We start from the raw sequence: 17066 nt of genomic DNA, 5'->3' as shown, positions 1-17066 counted from the left end.
GCTATGACTGCGCAGCGCGGGGCGCTATTCGCATGGCATTCAGTCCGTTTACAGAATAGAATTGCGGCACAACAATCTTAAACAGACGATTATGCTATTGACTTTGCGCCCCACGACGTCACCGTTCCCAAGTTCTTACGTCAAGCAGCATGCAGGTGCGTTGTGGGCCAGCACGACCATTCCCAAGCGGACGAGACGCTTCGCCTCATCGGCCCGGCACCGGAGAACTGGGTGCCCGACCGTCGCGACATTGACCACAACGTCCTGATCGTCGGCGGCGGCCAGACCGGGACGACCTTCGCGTTCGCTCTGGGGCGGGCGGGGATCGGCAAGGTTGCCGTCATCGACGCCGCCCCGGACGAAGCGCAGGCCGGCGTCTGGCGCACGCGGGCGCGCATGGACAAGTTGCGCACGCCGAAGATCCTGCCCGGCCCCGAGCTTGGCCTGCCGGGCCTCGGCGTCCAGGCCTGGTATGAGGCGCGTTTCGGTAAGGAGGCCTACGCCGCCGTCGACCGGATCCCGCGCCTGGCGTGGGCCGACTATCTGAGCTGGTATCGCCAGGTGCTCGGCATTCCCGTTCGGTACGGCACACGGCTTCAGCACATCGAGCCCGGCGATGGTCATCTGCGCCTCCACCTGGATGTCGCGGGGACCAGCCGGATCGAGACCGCGCGCAAGGTGATCCTGGCCAACGGCGTCGCCGGCAATGGTCGTCCCCGTCTTCTTCCAATGCTCGCCGGCCTGCCGGGGTCGCATCACGCCCACACGGCCGACGCCATCGATTTTCCCGCGCTGCGCGGCAAGCAGGTTGCGGTGCTCGGGGCGGCGGCCTCCGCATTCGATGCGGCGGCCGTGGCGCTCGAGGCGGGAGCGGCTGCCGTGCATCTGTTCGCCCGGCGCGACAGGATCGCGGCGCTGCCGGTGATCCGCGCGCGCGGCTATCCGGGCGCCTACGACAATTACGCGCATTTGCCGGATGCGGCCCGCTGGCAGCAGGCCATCCGCTTCCGGGATGCCGGCTCCACGCCGCCGCCCGACGCCGTCGCCCGCGCCGTGGCGTTTGCCAACTTCCACCTTCACCTCGCCGCGCCCTGGACCGCGGCGCGGCTCGACGGCGGCCGTGTCGTCGCCGAGGCCTCCGGCGGCCCGTTCAGCTTCGATTTCGTCATTTCGGGAACCGGCTACGTCGTCGATCTCGCAGCGCGGCCGGAGCTCACCGCCATCGCGGCGGACGTCCTGTTGTGGCGTGACCGCTTCACGCCGCCGCCCGGGGACGAAGACGACGATCTCGCCGCCCACCCCTACCTCGGCACGGGCCACGAATACCTCGAGCGCACGCCCGGTCGTGCGCCGTTCCTCAAGAACATCCACGTCTACAATCCGGCGGGCTTCGTCAGCTTCGGCCTGCCGGTCGGCGACGTGCCGAGCCTCAAGCGCGACGTTCCGGCGGTCGTCGCCGCGATCAGCCGCGACCTGTTCTTCGATGATTTCGATGCGCACCAAGCGCGCATCACGGCGCCGATCCCGCCCGACTTCGACGAGACGCTCTATGCCTCGGCGATCTGGCGCGGCCAGCCGCCGCTGGCGGCCGAGTGAGACGAGGAGGCACGCCCATGGCGGCCCAGCGGCAGCTGACGCTGAACCTGTTCATCTATCCCGGCGGCCACCACGAAGCGGGCTGGCGCTATCCGGGGTCCCAACCGGAGCGACTGCTGGACATCACCTTCTACCAGGACCTGGCCCGGCGCGCTGAAGCCGCGAAGTTCGACGCGGTGTTCTTCGCCGACGGGCCGGCCTTGTCGGACGACGTGCGCTACGGCTCGCGCTTCCGGCTCGAGCCGCTGACGTGGCTGTCGGCGATCGCAGCCGCCACCAGCCATATCGGCCTCATCGGCACCGCCTCGACCACCTACTACGAGCCCTACAACCTCGCCCGCCTCTACGCCTCGCTGGACCACCTCAGCGGCGGCCGCGCGGGCTGGAACATCGTGACCACGAGCGTCGCGGCCGCGGCACAGAATTTTAGCCTCAAGGACCACCCGGTTCATGCCGATCGCTACGACATCTCACGGGAGTTCCTGGAGGTGGTCACGCGCCTCTGGGACAGTTGGGAAGACGACGCCCTCGTCGTCGACCCCGCATCCGGGATCTACGCCGACACCAGCAAGATCCATGCGATCGATCATGTGGGGCGGCACTTCAAGGTGCGCGGGCCGCTCAACGCGCCGCGCAGCCCGCAAGGCCGGCCGGTCTACGTGCAGGCCGGCTCCTCCGATGAGGGCCGGTCCTTCGCGGCGCAGTGGGCCGAAGCCATCTTCACCGCCCATCAGACCCTCGCCAGCGCCCAGGAGTTCTACGGCGACATCAAGCAGCGGGCCGCCGCGTTCGGGCGCAATCCCGCCCACGTCAAGATCCTGCCCGGCATCAGCCCGTTCATCGGATCGACCGAGACGGAAGCCAGCCGGCTCGTCGAAGAGTTCAACGACCTGATCCAGCCCGCCTACTCGCTGGACCAGTTGCACCGGATGATCGGTCTCGACCTCTCGGGCTTCGATCTCGACGCGCCCTTCCCGCGCCACCTGGTGCGGACCGACAGCCCGATCGGCGTGGCGAGCCGGTTCAAGGTGGTCATCGACATCGTCGATCGCGAGCGGCCCACCATCCGGCAGCTCATCCAACGGCTGGCCGGCGCGCGCGGCCACTGGGTGCTGGCCGGCACGCCCGAGGGCATCGCGGACGCCATCCAGACCTGGTTCGAGGGCGGCGCGGCCGATGGCTTCAACGTCATGCCGCCGTGGTTCCCCGGCGGCCTGGACGTCTTCGTGGCGGAGGTGGTGCCCTTGCTGCGGCGGCGCGGCCTGTTCCGAGAGGACTATGCCGGCCGCACGCTGCGCGATCACCTCGGCCTGCCTCGGCCGGACAGCGGTTACGCCGGGGCGCTGCGGGCCAGCGCCTGATCAGCCCCATCGAAGGACGACGGCATGTCCGGGACACGACAGTTGCGCCTCGGCGCGTTCCTGATGACCGACGGGCATCACGTGGCCGCGTGGCGCCACCCTGAGTCCGATGCGCGCGCAGGCGTCAGCGTCGAGCACTTCATCCATCTCGCCCGGATCGCGGAGCATGCCAGGTTCGACACGCTGTTCCTCGCCGACAGCGCCGGCGTCCGCGAGCGCGACCTGGCGCCGCTCAGCCGCACCTCACGCGCCGTTTCCTTCGAGCCGCTGACGCTGCTTGCGGCCCTCTCGGTCGTCACCGAGCGGATCGGCCTCATCGCCACGGCCTCGACCAGCTTCAACGAGCCCTACAACATCGCGCGCAAGTTCGCCTCGCTCGACCAGCTGAGCAAGGGCCGCGCGGGCTGGAACCTGGTCACGTCCAGCAGCGAGGCCGAGGCGCTCAACTTCAATTTCGACGCCCATCCCGCCCACGCCGATCGCTACGACCGGGCGCGCGAGTTCGCCGAGGTGGTGAAGGGCCTGTGGAACTCGTGGGAGGACGACGCCTTCGTCCGTGACCGGGAGACCGGCCTGTTCTTCGACCCGGCGAAGCATCACCTGCTCGATCACCATGGCAGGCACTTCAAGGTGCGTGGTCCGCTGAACGTGGCGCGCTCGCCGCAGGGGCATCCGGTCCTCGTGCAGGCGGGCGCCTCGGAGGCCGGCAAGGACCTTGCGGCCGGCACGGCGGAGGTCATCTTCGCGGCGCAGCGTACGCTGGAGGAGGCGCAGGCCTTCTATGCCGACATCAAGACCCGGGCCGACCGCTACGGGCGCAATCCCGACCACATCAAGATCATGCCCGGCATCTTTCCCGTGATCGGCCGCACGGAGGCCGAAGCCCGGGAGAGATTCGAGGAGCTTCAGTCGCGCATTCATCCGGTCGTCGGCCTGTCGCTGCTCGGCTCGACGCTCGGCGGGGTGGACCTCAGCGGCTACCCGCTCGACGGCCCTCTGCCGGAGCTGCCGGAGACCAACGGGCCCAAGAGCCGGCAACAACTGCTGATCGATCTCGCGCGACGCGAGAACCTGACGATTCGTCAGCTCTACCTCGAGATCGCCGGTGCGCGTGGCCATTGGCAGGTGATCGGCACGCCCGGGCAGATCGCCGACCAGCTCGAGGAGCGCTTCCGCAACGGCGCCGCAGACGGCTTCAACGTCATGGCGCCCTATCTGCCGGGCGGGCTGGAAGAGTTCATCGAGCTGGTGATCCCCGAGCTGCGCCGGCGCGGCCTGTTCCGGACGGAGTACGAAGGCCGCACCCTGCGGGCCAACCTGGGGCTGCCCTACCCCGCGCACCAACGCCTGGCCGATCGGACGTGATCATCCGTCAGTGCCGCAGGCCGGCCTGCCGCATCAGCGGCAGCACCCGCTCGCCGAAGAACGCGAGGTCCGGCTTGAAGTCGTAGAACGACAGCTGGAGCCCGTCGATGCCGGCCCGCTTGAGGGCCAGGAACTGCTCCACGACCTGCTCGGGCGAGCCGATGACGCGGATGTTGCCGCCGATCGGGCGATAGGGATCGTCGCGGCCCTCGCGCCCCTTCCAGGCGTGAGCGTCGCTGTCGAAGCCGTTGAAGCCCTTGGGCACCCGGCTGTCGCCATGGGCCACGATGGCGTCGGCGTAGGCCCATGCCTCGCGTTCCGTCTCCCGCACGACGACCAGCGGATTGATGAGCGTGCGGATCTGGCGGCCGACCGCGGTGGCCGCCTCCTTGACGCGCGCGGTGTGCGCCGGAAGCGCCTCGAGCGTGCTCGCGATGTCCGATCCGGCGGGACTGGTGATGAAGACGATGTCGGAATAGCGGCCCGCAAAGGCGATGCCGGCGTCCGACCCGGTGGCGTTGACCAGGATCGGGCGCCCGAAATTCGGCTTCGGGGTGACGAAGGCGTCCTTGAGCTTCCAGGACGAGATCCCCTCGAACGACACATTCTCGTCCTCGCTCCACAGCCGCTGGACCACGTCGATGAATTCGGCAGCGAGCTCGTAGCGGCGGTCGTGCTCGATCCGGTTCCAGCCGAACATCTCGTGCTCGACCGCGCGGTGCCCGGTGACGACGTTGACCCCCCAGCGGCCGCCCGAGATGTGGTCGAGGGTGGCGCCGTATTTGGCGAAATGCAGCGGGTGCCAGGGCCCGTAGAGGACATGGACGGTGGAGATGAGAATGATGCGCCGGGTGATCGCCGTCAGTGCCGCGGTGGTCACGAAGGAGTCCAGCGCCTGACCGTCGTGGACCCCGCCGTAACCGCCCTTGGGCAGCCATTGCGACAGGGCGAAGACGAGGTCGAAGCCCAGCTCCTCAGCGGTCAGGACGAGATCCCGGTTGTAGTCGAAGCGCCAGTCCGTGGTGCGGGGCAAGGTCGACTGGCTCCAGCCGCCCGCCTGGATGGGCAGGAACAGGCCGAGCAGGATCGGCTGCCGCAACGCCTGCGACAGCGGGCTTGCGGGAAACGCGCCCGGCCCGAGGGATGACGCAGTGAGGCCGGCGGGCGAGCTGGGCTTATGGACGATGGTCATGCGCACCTCTCGCATTCGAACGGCAGCGGGCGACGCCGCCGCAGCCGCCATCAGTCAGACGGCAGTATATAATTTCGCAATTCAGCCAAATCACGATAGACAAAACCTACAATCGCCACAAGATTTGAAATTATAATTCTCTTCAGTCTGATCTTATCCCTGGCGAAAAGCAGAATTACTTGATGACCTGGACCAAGACCTAGTTGACGGGTTTTATCGAACTAGTCAAATGTGCGTGCAGCAATCGGTACAGGCACCGGAGATGATCGTGCAGCGCATCGAAGCGGCCTCCGGGCGCAGCCCGGCGCAGAGAGCGGCGGCGGCCAGGCCGCGGCGCCGGATGGGCCGATGAAGACCGTCCTGCGCCTCGCGCGGACGATGCGGCGGACGGCCCTGCATGCCATTCCGACGGTCTTCGGTATCCTGCTCTTCAATTTCTTCCTGCTGCAGCTCGCGCCCGGCGATGCGGCCGACGTGATGGCGGCGGAGGCCGGCGCGGCCACGGAAGAGACCATGGCCATGCTGCGCTCCCGCTTCGGGCTCGACCTTCCGGTGGTGCAGCAGCTCATCGCCTACCTGAACAATCTCGCCCATTTCAGCCTGGGCTTTTCGCCGCGCTACAACATGCCGGTGGCGGAGCTGATCGGACAGCGGCTGCCCGGCACGCTGCTGCTGATGGTGTCGGCCATCGTCATCGCGCTGGCGCTCGGGATCCTGCTGGGGGTGGCCATGGCCAGCTTTTCCGGCACGTGGCTGGATCGGCTGCTGTCGGTGCTGGCGCTGCTGTTCTATTCGATCCCGGGCTTCTGGATCGGCCTGATGCTGATCGTGCTGTTCTCGGTCAAGCTCGGCATCCTGCCCAGCGGCGGCGTGCGCACCATCGGCGCCAACCTCAGCGGCTGGGAGGCGGTGCGCGACCAGCTGCGCTACATGATCCTGCCGGCGACCGCGCTCGCGCTGTTCTACGTCGCGATCTATTCGCGCCTGGTCCGTGCCGCCATGCTCGAGGTGCTCTCCCAGGACTATGTCCGCACCGCCGCGGCCAAGGGTCTCTCCCCACTCGTCATCACCTTCCGCCACGTGCTGCGTAATGCCCTGCTGCCGCTAACCACGGTCGCCGGCGTGCACTTCGGCGGGCTGCTCGGCGGCGCAGTGGTGGTCGAGACCGTCTACAGCTGGCCCGGCCTCGGCCGGCTCGCCTTCGAGGCGGTCATGGCGCGCGACTTTTCCGTGCTGCTCGGCGTTCTCTTCCTCTCGTCACTCCTGGTCATCGCCGTCAACGTCGTCGTCGATCTCGTCCAGGCCTATCTCGACCCTCGCATCGCGGTCCGCTGATGAGCGTCCAGCGCACGAGCTCCCTGCCGGTGAGGGCCGACGCCATCGGCCTGCCGCCGGGAGGGGCGGAGGCAGGCTGGACCAATGTCCACGCCGCCGATGCCGCCCGCGCGACCAGCGCGGCGGTCGCCGACCTGACGCCGCCCGACCCGCGACGGGCGCTGCGCGTCTTCCTGCGCAACCCGACCGCGCTGCTCGGCCTCGCCATCCTCGCCGGCGTCGTGCTGATGGCGCTCGCCGCGCCCCTGCTCTATCCGGACGACCCGCTGGGCATGGTGGCGCGGCCATTTCTCTGGCCCGGGCAGAACCCGGAATATCCGCTGGGAACCGATTCCCTGGGCCGCGACGTCGCTGCCGGCATTGCCCACGGCGCCAGGGTCTCGCTTCTGGTCGGCTTCGCGGCGACCGTGGTCGGCCTGACCCTCGGCATTCTCGTCGGCGCCACCGCCGGCTATTTCGGCGGCACCGTCGACGATGTGCTCGTGCGCCTCATCGAGCTCTTCCAGACCATCCCCGGCTTCATCCTGCTCGTCGTCCTGGTCGCCATCGCGCAGCCCTCGATCATCACGATCACGCTGGCGATCGGCATGACCACGTGGCCGACCGTTGCGCGGCTGGCGCGGGCGGAGTTCCGCTCGCTGCGCGAGACGGACTTCGTGCTCGCCGCGCGGAGCCTCGGCTACGGCCACGGCCGCATCATCGTCCGAGAGATGCTGCCCAACGCGCTGCCGCCCATCATCGTCACGGCATCGGTGATGGTCGCCTCGGCAATCCTGATGGAATCCGCGCTCTCGTTCATGGGGCTCGGCGATCCCAACGTGGTGAGCTGGGGCAGCATGATCGGCGCGGGTCGCGAGCTGCTGAGGACAGCATGGTACCTGACGGCCATCCCCGGCCTTGCCATCGTGTTCACGGTGCTGGCCCTCAACCTCGTCGGCGACGGCCTCAACGACGCGCTCAACCCGCGTTTGTCCAGGGACGGCTGACGTGGCCGCGCTGCTCGACGTCGACGACCTCACCGTCGCCTTTCCTTCCGCCACGCCGGTCCGCGGCCTCAGCTTCTCGGTTCGGGACGGCGAAACGGTCGCCATCGTCGGCGAATCGGGCTCGGGCAAGTCGCTGACCGCGCTCGCGCTGATGCGGCTGCTGCCGCGGACGGCACGCACGCCGACGGGCGCAATCCGCTTCGCCGGCACCGACGTCATGGGGCTCACCGACCGGGCCTTCCGGCGCATCCGCGGCCGCGACATCGCGATGATCTTCCAGGAGCCCATGACGTCGCTCAATCCAGTGCTCACCATCGGGCGGCAGCTAACCGAAGTGCTGCGTCTGCATGAGGGTCTCTCGGCCAAGGCGGCGCGGGCGCGGGCCGTCGAACTGCTCGACCTCGTGCGCATTCCGGACCCGCAGCGGCGGATCCACGACTACCCGCACGAGCTGTCCGGCGGCATGCGCCAGCGCGTCATGATCGCCATCGCCGTCGCCTGCGGCCCGCGCCTGCTGATCGCCGACGAGCCGACGACGGCGCTCGACGTGACCATCCAGGCGCAGGTCCTCGACCTGCTGGACGGGCTGCGCCGCGACCTCGGCATGGCGCTCGTCCTGATCACCCACGATCTCGGCATCGTGGGGCAATGGGCCGACCGGGTGGTGGTCATGTACGCCGGCCGCAAGGTCGAGGAGGCCGCACCCGAGGCGCTGTTCACGGCGCCACTGCATCCCTATACACGCGGCCTGCTGCGGGCCTCCCCGCGCCTGGAGGCGGCCCTGCACTACCGCGACGGACCGCTGCCGGAAATCCGCGGCAACATCGCCTCGGCGCTGGGCGAACCGGGCTGCCCCTTCGCTCCGCGCTGCGACCTCGCCCGGCTCTCCTGCCGGGATGCGGCGCCGCCGGCGATCGCCGCCGCGGACGGCCGGCTCGTGGCCTGCCCCGTCACCGTTGCCGTCGAGCCCGCCCATGCCGCTGCTGTCCGTCTCTGAGCTCAGCACCCACTACCCCGGCCGCGACGGCGTGCTGCGCGCGGTCGACGGCGTGTCGTTCGAGCTGGAAGCGGGCGAGACCGTCGGCCTCGTGGGCGAGTCGGGCTGCGGCAAGTCCACCCTCGGCAAATCGCTGCTGCGCCTCGTCGAGCCGACAGAGGGCACGATCCGGTTTGACGGCGCCGACATTCGCCGCCTCGGAGGCGGGGACCTGCGGGCGCTGCGCCGGCGCGCGCAGATGGTGTTTCAGGACCCCTTCGCCTCGCTCAATCCGCGCCATACCATCCGCGATATCCTCTCCGGGCCGCTCGCCGTCCACGGCGTCAAGGACCGGCGCGAGCGCGAACGCCGGGTGGCAGGGATGGCGGAGCGCGTCGGCCTGCCGGTGGGCGCCCTGTCGCGCTACCCGCACGAGTTCTCCGGCGGCCAGCGGCAGCGCATCGGCATCGCCAGAGCGCTGATCCTCAGCCCCAGCCTGATCATCTGCGACGAGCCGGTGTCGGCGCTCGACCTGTCGATCCAGGCGCAGATCCTCAATCTGCTCGGCGAGATGAAGCGCGAGTTCAGCCTGTCCTACCTGTTCATCTCGCACGATCTGTCCGTCGTGCACTATTTCGCCGACCGGGTGCTGGTCATGTATCTCGGCCGCATCGTCGAGACGGCGGATAACCACAGCCTGTGGAGCCGCCCGCGCCACCCCTACACCCGCGCCCTGATCGACGCGGTGCCGGACCCGGCGCGCCGGCGCCACGCCGCGCCGCTCGGCGGCGACCTGCCGAGCCCCCGCCACGTCCCGCGCGGCTGCCGCTTCCACCCGCGCTGTCCGCTCGCGACGGCAGTCTGCGCCCAGGAGGAGCCGGAGCTGCGACCGATCGGCGGTGGGCATCGGGTCGCCTGCCACCATGCCACGTGAGCGGGAGCGCCGCGCCGCTCGGCGGGTGGATGTGCGGCCATCAATAAAGAAACCGTTAATTCCATGTATACTACCGACAACGAAAGCATATTCTACTGATCCGCGTTCTCTCGTCTGCTAGCATTGAATAGATATTCCACCATCGTGTGGGTGCTGCTGCGGCCGCTCGGAATCACGCGCGTGGACGGTGGACACCGGCTTCGATCCCGACGCCCTTCTCCGGCAGTCGAAGCGGTGCTCTCCGGTCCCGCGCGCACCGGTGCGGGATGGCGGCTGCTCCCCGTTCACACGAGGACGAGATGAGCGTTTCCAGACGTGATCTTCTTGCGGCATCCGCTGCCGGCGCGCTCATCGGCATGGCGTGGCGCGGGGCCTACGCCCAGACGCCCGGCGAGACGCCGCGGCGGGGCGGCACGCTGAGCTTCGTCATCCATCCCGAGCCGACGACATTGTCGAGCTTCAACACCACCGAAGGCCCGGCCATCCAGGCGAGCACCAAGGTGCACGAAGGCCTGCTCACGTACGACTTCGATCTCAGCCCTCGGCCGCAGCTCGCGACGGCCTGGTCCCTGAGCGAGGATTCGCTGGAATACACCTTCGAGCTGAGGCAGGGCGTGGCCTGGCACGACGGCAAGCCGTTCACCGCCGACGACGTGGTCTTCTCGCTCGGCCTGCTGAAGGCGTTCCATCCACGCGGCCGCACGACCTATGCGAACGTCCGGGAGGTCCGCGCCGTCAACCCCCACACGGTCGTCGTCAGCCTGACGAAGCCGGCGCCCTACCTGCTCTACGCGCTCGCCGGCGGGGAATCGCCGATCGTCGCCAAGCACGTCTACGACGCCAAGGGCGACCCGTTGGCCAATCCCGCCAACCGCGCGCCCATCGGCACCGGCCCGTTCGTGTTCAAGGAGTGGCTGCCCGGCAGCCACATCCACTACGTCCGCAATCCGAACTACTGGGATCAGCCGAAGCCTCATATCGATGCGCTCCTGGTCCGCATCATCCCGGACAATGCGGCGCGCGCGACGGCGTTCGAGACGGGCGAGATCCTTCTCGGCGGGGCCTCTCCCGTCTCACCCCCTGACATCGAGCGGCTGGGGGCGCTGCCTCACCTCGGCCTCGAAAGCCGCGGCAACGAATACAGCCCGACGGTCTACGCCATCGAGTTCAACCTGGACAATGCCTACCTCAAGAACGTCAAGGTGCGGCAGGCGATTGCCCACGCCATCGACCCCAAGGTCGTGCTCGACGTGGCCTGGTACGGGCTGGGCGACCCGACCTTGAACATCGTCAGCCCGACGCTGACACGCTTCTACAATCCCGACGTCAAGACCTATCGGTTCGACCCGAAGCTGGCCGAGCGGCTACTGGACGAAGCGGGTTTTCCACGCCAGTCCGGGCAGCCGCGGTTCAGCCTGTTCCACGACTACCAGCCGTTCGGCGAAGGCTTCAAGCGCACCGGGGAATACCTCAAGAATGCGCTGGCCAAGGTCGGCATCGAGGTCACCGTCCGCGGCCAGGATTTCCCGACCTACCTGCGACGCGTCTACGGCGACCGCGACTACGACTTCACCAACCACCCCTTCACCAACATGTTCGATCCGACGGTCGGCCTGCAGCGGTTCTTCACCAGCGACAACTACCGCAAGGGTGTCGCCTTCACCAACGCAAGCCACTATGCCAATCCGGAGGTGGATCAGCTCTTCGCGCAGATCGCCGTCGAGGCGGACACGAGCAAGCGCAAGGCGCAGATCGACAAGGTGCAGTCGATCCTCGCCGAGGACCTGCCTGTCCTGCCGCTGCTGCTCAGCCGCTCGGTCACCATCTACAACCGGAAGGTCGTCGGCCACACCACCGGCGCCACCGGCGTGAGCAGCAATTTCGCCGACGTCTGGCTGAAGGGCTGAGGCGGCGCCATGCGTATTTCCCGACGCCAGTCGCTCGTGCTCGCCGCCGCTGGCGCCACCCGCTTGGCCGGTCTGGCGCGGCCGGCATCCGCCCAGACGACACCTCGCAAGGGCGGCACCATCACCCTGGTCGAGCAGGGCGAGCCGACGACCCTGGTGCATCTGCTCGATTCCAACACGCGCACCCGCACCGTCAGCAGCAAGGTCCTGGAAGGCCTGATCGGCTTCGATCCGCAGTTCGTCGTGCAGCCGCGCCTCGCAACGGATTGGAGCGTCAGCGCCGACGGCCTGCGCTACCGCTTTTCGCTGCGCCAGGGGGTCAGGTGGCACGACGGCAAGGACTTCACCGCCGAAGACGTGCGCTTCTCGCTGCTGGCGCACAAGCGCGTGGGGCCACGCGGCCGCATCACCTTCGCCAACCTGGACGCCGTCGAGACGCCGGACGCGCACACGGCCATCCTCGTGCTGTCCAAGCCGACGCCCTACCTGCTCAAGGCGCTGACCGGCGGCGAGACGCCCATCGTCGCGGCCCATACCTACGCCACGGCCAACCTGGCCGAGAGCCCCAACGGCAACGCGCCGGTGGGAACCGGGCCGTTCGTCTTCGTGGAATGGGAGCGCGGCAGCCACGTGCTGCTGCGCCGCAACCCGCACTACTGGCGCGCCGACCGCCCTTTGGTCGACGCCGTCGTCGTGCGCTTCGTGAGCGATGCGGCGGCCGCTTCCGTCGCATTGGAGACGGGCGAGGCCGACGTCAGCTTCAGCGTCGCCCTGCCCGATCTGGAGCGGCTCAAGGCCAATCCCCGCCTGCGGATCGACACCTTCCGCGACGCCTACCTGAACAACGCGCAGATCTTCGAGTTCAATCTCGACCATCCGGCGCTTGCCCGCGCGGAGGTGCGCCACGCGCTGGCCCATGCCATCGACCGACGCTTCATCGTCGAGTCGATCTACTACGGCCATGCGGCCGCGGCGGCGTCGACCATTCCGGCGGCGCTCGCCGCCTACAACGACGAGGCGCCGTTCGACTATCCCTTCGACCTGGCCAAGGCGAACCGCCTGCTCGACGCCGCCGGACTGCCGCGCGGCGGTGACGGCAGCCGCCTCTCGCTGCGGCTCGCCTTTCTACCCGGCGCCACCTTCAAGCAGACCGCCGAATACCTCCGCGCCGCCTTTGCCCGGGTCGGCGTCAAGGTGGAGATCGTGGACGGCGATCTCGCCACCTACATCAAGCGCGTCTACACGGACCGCGGCTTCGAGCTGAACCTCAACGGCATCAGCCGCCTGTTCGATCCCACAGCGGGCGTGCAACGGCTCTACTGGTCGGACGGCATCAAGCATCCGCTGCCCTATCTCAACGCGGCCCACTACAACAATCCGCGCGTCGACGACCTGTTCAGGCAGGCGGCGGTGGAGGTGGACGAGGGCAAGCGGGCCCAGCAGTTCAAGGAGATCCAGGCGATCACCGGCGCGGATCTGCCGGCCATCGCGCTGGTGGCCTTGCCGACCATCATCGTGAGCAACAGCCGCGTCCACGACCACGTGACGACGGTCGACGTGGCCTCCAGCGATTTTGCCGACACCTGGCTTGCCCAGTGAATGGGCCCGGGCGGCTCAAGGGGTGGGTGGCGACGATCCCGCGACCTGCCGTCGCGGCCGGAGCCGGGATCGTCGGCCGGGCTTGTCTGTCTGCCTTCAGTTCTTCGTGCCCGCCTTCCGGATCCACTCCGCGGTCACCTCGCCTTTCAGATCGAAGCCCGGCAGCTTGGCGTTCAGCTCCTCCTCGTTCTTGATGTCCTTGTCCTTGAGGAATGCCTGGGTGATGAGGGTCGGCGGCAGCAGCACGCGCGTCGTCTTGAGCTCGCCGGTACGGGCGAGGGCGACCGCGCGGAGTGCGGCAGCACCCGTCCCGGCGGCGCTGATCGCGGACGTGGCGACCCAGGGGCTGCCCGGCTCGCGGATCGCCTGGATGTCGGAGGTCGAGACATCGACGCTGTAGATCTTGATCTTGTCGGATAGGCCGGCCTCGTCGACCGCGATCTTGGCGCCACGCGCGAACTCGTCCCACGGGCCCAGGATGACGTTGATCTCGGGATTGGCGCGCAAGGCCGCCGCCGTCTGGTTGGCGGTGGTCTGGGCCGGCGTGTCGTCCACCGCGCCCCACTGGGCCAGCTGCTTCACCTTCGGGTGGGCCTTCAGGAAGGCGCGCCACGCCACCTCCCGCTTGTCGAGGGCAGGAAAGCCTTCGACATAGATGTAGCCGGCCCTGAAGTCGTCGCCGTTGTCGGCGATCGCCTGATTGAGCACTAGGTCGAGCTGCTTGGACTCGTCCTGGTCGATGACGATCACCTCCTTCTGCGGCAGCGTGATGTTCTGCGTGACGATCGTGATGCCGGCATCGATGGCCTCCTGCACCACGTCGGACACCGCTTCGCCCTTGCCGCCGGCCAGGATGATGCCGTTGACGCCGAGGTTGATCGCCTGCCGGATCTGTTCGCGCTGCTCGTCAGGCTTCTGTCGGCCTTGGAAGGAGCGCAGCTCGATGCCCAACTCGGCCGCCTGCCGTTTCACGCCGGCTTCGTAGTTCTGGTAATAGTCGCCACCCGACAGATAGACGATCAGCGCCACCCGGACGCCGCCTTTGTCGAAGGGGGCCGGCGCACCGGCAATGCCGGCCGCGTCGGCGGCTGATGCGAAGCCCAGCGACGCCAGCAGCGTGCCGGCAAGCCCAAGACGCAGGAACGTGCGACGGATCACGATCGATCTCCTTGCTTTCCACGATGGACGTGATCAGGACGTGCGTCGGGCCAGGCCGAACGTCAGCGCAAGGGCGGCGATCAGCACGACGCCCTTGATGAAGTCCTGAAGGTAGTAGGGGGCGTTGAGCATCGTCAGGCCGTTGAGCAGCACGCCGACGAAGATGGCGCCGACGACCGTGCCGAACACGTTGGGCCGGCCGGCTCCGAGCACCGCGTAGCCGATCAGCGAGGCGGCGACCGCGTCGAGCATCAGCGAATTGCCGGCGCTGACGTCGCCGCGCCCGAGGCGGGCGGCGAGAAGAATGCCGCCCAACGCGGCGATGAGCGACGACAGCACATAGGCGAGCGTGCGGTAACGGCGGGTCGGCGCGCCCGCGAGGTGTGCGGCCAGCTCCGAACCGCCGACGGCGTAGAACACCCGTCCCCACCGGGTGCGCTCCATCACGAACCAGAACACCAGCGCCACCACGGCCAGGATGAGCACCGGCACCGGCACGACGCCCCACAGCCGGGCGCGGCCGAGCGCCAGAAAGGCGGCGGGAAACGTGCCCGTGGCGGCCGTGCCGTCCAGCAGCGCCATGCCCGGCGCGATCGACCGCCCGCCCGTGGGAATGAGCTGCAGGCCGGCCAGCAGGAACAGCATGCCGAGGGTCGCGAGCAGGTCCGGCACGCGCAAGCGCACGATCAGGACGGCATTCATCAGCCCGACGGCGGCGCCGATCGCGAGCGTGACGAGGATGGCGGCCGTCGTGGAGCCGTTGAGGACGATCAGGACATAGGCCACCGCCATCTGCGCCAGCGCCGCCAGTGCCCCGACCGACAGATCGAAGCCGCCGACGGCGCTCGAGATCGTCACCCCGATGCCGAGCAGGGCCACGATGGCGACCGCCTGCAGGATGCTGAAGATGTTCGCGACGCGCAGGAATGCCGGCTCCTGGATGTGGAAGGCCACGACCATGATGGCGAGCAGCCCGAAGACTCCGCCGCGAACGACGATCGATCGCCACGACGGAGCGCCCGCCCGGGGTGGCGTGGCGGACGAGTTGACAAGCGCGGTCATGGGTCGCCCCTCGCCTCCCTCTGCAACGGCTCGGATACGGAACCGACGGGCATGCGGCCGTCGGAGAGGACGCGGTGCGCATCCATGGGGACGATGCGGTCGCCGACCTCGAGCGCCTCCTCGTAGTCGCTGACGAAGACGATGGTCGCCCGATCGGTGGAGCGGGCCCGCAAGGCGGCGATGATGTCCTCGCGCGCCCCCACGTCGACGCCCTGGAACGGCTCGTCGAGCAGCAGCAGCCGGGCCGCCTGCGCATGCCAGCGCGCCAGGACCACCTTCTGCTGGTTGCCGCCGGACAGCGCGTTCAGCCGGTCGCGCCCGCTCGTCGCCTTGATGCCGAAATCGCGGATCGCCGCGGCTCCCGCCTCCGCCTCGCGCCGGCGCGGCAGCAGCCCCGCCGGCGACCACTGCGGCAGGAACGGGAAACTGATGGCGCCGGCGATCGAGGCGAACGGCACCGTCGCCGGAAAGAACGACGTTCGCCAGCGGTCTTCGCCCGCATAGAACACGCCCGCGCGGATGGACCGCGCGGGATCGCGGGGCACCCAGCGGGCGCCGTCGAGCACCATCGACTCGTGGGCGAGGGGCCAGACGCCGAAGATGCCGCCGGCCAGCGTGGTCTTGCCGGCGCCGAGCGGACCGGTCACGGCGACGATCTCGCCGCGTTCGACCGTCAGGTCGAACGGCGCCTCGCCCCGCGGCAGCCGCGCCCCGCGGAGCCGGAAGAAGGCATTGTCGCTCGCCGCCACCCCGCCTCGGCGGCTGCGCCGCACGGTGCGGCCGATCATGGCCTCCACCGCCGCATCATGATCGATCGGCGGCGAGACATGCGCCGAAATCCGTCCATCGCGCAGCACCAGGACCCGCGTGGCGAGCCGCGACAGATCGGAGAGCTTGTGCGAAATGTAGATGATCGCGACGCCGTCGGCCTTGAGCGCCTCGATCAGGGCAAACAGCCGCTCGGCCTCGGCGCGCGACAGGCTGGCCGTCGGCTCATCGAAGATCATGACCTTGGGCCGGCGGGCCAGCGCCCGCGCAACGGCGATGAGCTGGCGGTCGGCGAGCGAGACGCTGTCGAGCCTGGCCCGGAGGTCAACCGCCAGCCCCACCCGCTGCGCTCGGTCGGCGGCCTCGGCAAGGACTTTTTTGCCGGACAGCACCCACGGTGCGCGGCCGGTGCAGTAGAGGTCGAGCAGCAGGTTGTCCGCCACGCTGAGCGACGGCACGCCGATGTCGGCCACGGATTGATGGACGGCGACGATGCCCGCTGCCTCTGCCGCTGCGGGGCTGACAAATGTCTGCACGACGCCGTCGAGCACGATGGAGCCGCCGTCGGCCGTCTGGACGCCGGATATGATCTTGACCAGCGTCGACTTTCCGGCGCCGTTCGCGCCCATGAGCGCCAGGACTTCGCCGGCCTCGACATCAACGTCGACGCCGCTCAGCGCGCGCGTGGCGCCGTAGTGCTTCGTGATCGCCCTGAGCCTCAGCACGAAACGCGCTCACCCTGAATCCCGGCCCATCGCCCAGCGTGGACAGGACGGCACCACATACTGCGACGAATCAACCCGCGCCCGCCTAATTTCCTCTTTGGC

Annotated in this window: 13 protein-coding genes; 9 read left to right on the top strand and 4 right to left on the bottom strand. The window is 68.8% G+C overall.

Annotated features, from left to right (window positions below):
- Positions 1–231 precede the first annotated feature (231 nt).
- The 3 genes from ACZ5PO_RS11200 to ACZ5PO_RS11190 are packed head-to-tail and all read left to right on the top strand — an operon-like array spanning position 232 to position 4322.
- Positions 232–1596 carry an FAD-dependent oxidoreductase gene (locus tag ACZ5PO_RS11200; RefSeq protein ID WP_464193326.1) on the top strand — a complete coding sequence of 455 codons (1365 nt, stop codon included), beginning with the start codon at positions 232–234 and terminating at the stop codon, positions 1594–1596.
- 17 nt (positions 1597–1613) lie between these two features.
- Positions 1614–2957, top strand: a complete 1344-nt coding sequence (locus tag ACZ5PO_RS11195; RefSeq protein ID WP_464193324.1) for an LLM class flavin-dependent oxidoreductase — start codon at positions 1614–1616, stop codon at positions 2955–2957.
- A gap of 24 nt (positions 2958–2981) precedes the next feature.
- The gene (locus ACZ5PO_RS11190; RefSeq protein WP_464193321.1) at positions 2982–4322 is read left to right on the top strand and encodes an LLM class flavin-dependent oxidoreductase; all 1341 of its coding nucleotides are present in this window, start codon (positions 2982–2984) and stop codon (positions 4320–4322) included.
- 7 nt (positions 4323–4329) lie between these two features.
- On the opposite strand, the gene ACZ5PO_RS11185 is transcribed toward ACZ5PO_RS11190, so the two are convergent.
- Entirely contained in the window at positions 4330–5514 is a 1185-nt protein-coding gene (locus ACZ5PO_RS11185) for an LLM class flavin-dependent oxidoreductase (RefSeq protein ID WP_464193319.1), read from the bottom strand.
- A 348-nt stretch (positions 5515–5862) separates the two neighbouring features.
- Between ACZ5PO_RS11185 and ACZ5PO_RS11180 the strand changes: the two genes are divergently transcribed.
- The 6 genes from ACZ5PO_RS11180 (at position 5863) to ACZ5PO_RS11155 (ending at position 13251) form a co-directional block, all read left to right on the top strand.
- Positions 5863–6849 carry an ABC transporter permease gene (locus ACZ5PO_RS11180; protein ID WP_464193317.1) on the top strand — a complete coding sequence of 329 codons (987 nt, stop codon included), beginning with the start codon at positions 5863–5865 and terminating at the stop codon, positions 6847–6849.
- The gene (locus ACZ5PO_RS11175; protein WP_464193315.1) at positions 6849–7835 is read left to right on the top strand and encodes an ABC transporter permease; all 987 of its coding nucleotides are present in this window, start codon (positions 6849–6851) and stop codon (positions 7833–7835) included. The genes ACZ5PO_RS11180 and ACZ5PO_RS11175 overlap by 1 nt, the downstream gene beginning before the upstream one ends.
- Position 7836: 1 nt before the next feature.
- Positions 7837–8832 (top strand): ABC transporter ATP-binding protein, encoded by a 996-nt coding sequence (locus tag ACZ5PO_RS11170; protein WP_464193313.1) that lies wholly within the window; start codon positions 7837–7839, stop codon positions 8830–8832.
- Positions 8810–9745: an ABC transporter ATP-binding protein gene (locus tag ACZ5PO_RS11165; protein ID WP_464193312.1), complete on the top strand. Its 936-nt coding sequence runs from the start codon at positions 8810–8812 to the stop codon at positions 9743–9745. The genes ACZ5PO_RS11170 and ACZ5PO_RS11165 overlap by 23 nt, the downstream gene beginning before the upstream one ends.
- Positions 9746–10044: 299 nt before the next feature.
- Positions 10045–11652, top strand: coding sequence for an ABC transporter substrate-binding protein (locus ACZ5PO_RS11160; protein WP_464193310.1), 1608 nt, complete (start codon positions 10045–10047; stop codon positions 11650–11652).
- Positions 11653–11661: 9 nt separating this feature from the next.
- On the top strand, positions 11662–13251 hold the full coding sequence (locus ACZ5PO_RS11155) for an ABC transporter substrate-binding protein (RefSeq protein WP_464193308.1): 1590 nt from the start codon (positions 11662–11664) through the stop codon (positions 13249–13251).
- Positions 13252–13347: 96 nt separating this feature from the next.
- Here ACZ5PO_RS11155 and ACZ5PO_RS11150 read toward each other — a convergent pair whose 3' ends face one another.
- Genes ACZ5PO_RS11150 through ACZ5PO_RS11140 form a run of 3 tightly spaced genes read right to left on the bottom strand, consistent with a single transcriptional unit; the run spans position 13348 to position 16964 of the window.
- Positions 13348–14409: a substrate-binding domain-containing protein gene (locus ACZ5PO_RS11150; protein WP_464193306.1), complete on the bottom strand. Its 1062-nt coding sequence runs from the start codon at positions 14407–14409 to the stop codon at positions 13348–13350.
- Between the two features lie 33 nt (positions 14410–14442).
- The gene (locus tag ACZ5PO_RS11145) at positions 14443–15471 is read right to left on the bottom strand and encodes an ABC transporter permease (protein ID WP_464193303.1); all 1029 of its coding nucleotides are present in this window, start codon (positions 15469–15471) and stop codon (positions 14443–14445) included.
- Complete coding sequence (locus tag ACZ5PO_RS11140) at positions 15468–16964, bottom strand: sugar ABC transporter ATP-binding protein (RefSeq protein WP_464193301.1); 1497 nt, start codon at positions 16962–16964, stop codon at positions 15468–15470. The genes ACZ5PO_RS11145 and ACZ5PO_RS11140 overlap by 4 nt, the downstream gene beginning before the upstream one ends.
- Positions 16965–17066: the final 102 nt, after the last annotated feature.

The organism is Chelatococcus sp. KU-N122 (assembly GCF_055391085.1).
Note: the sequence above shows the minus strand (reverse complement) of the source record. Positions and strands in the feature narration are given on the sequence as shown.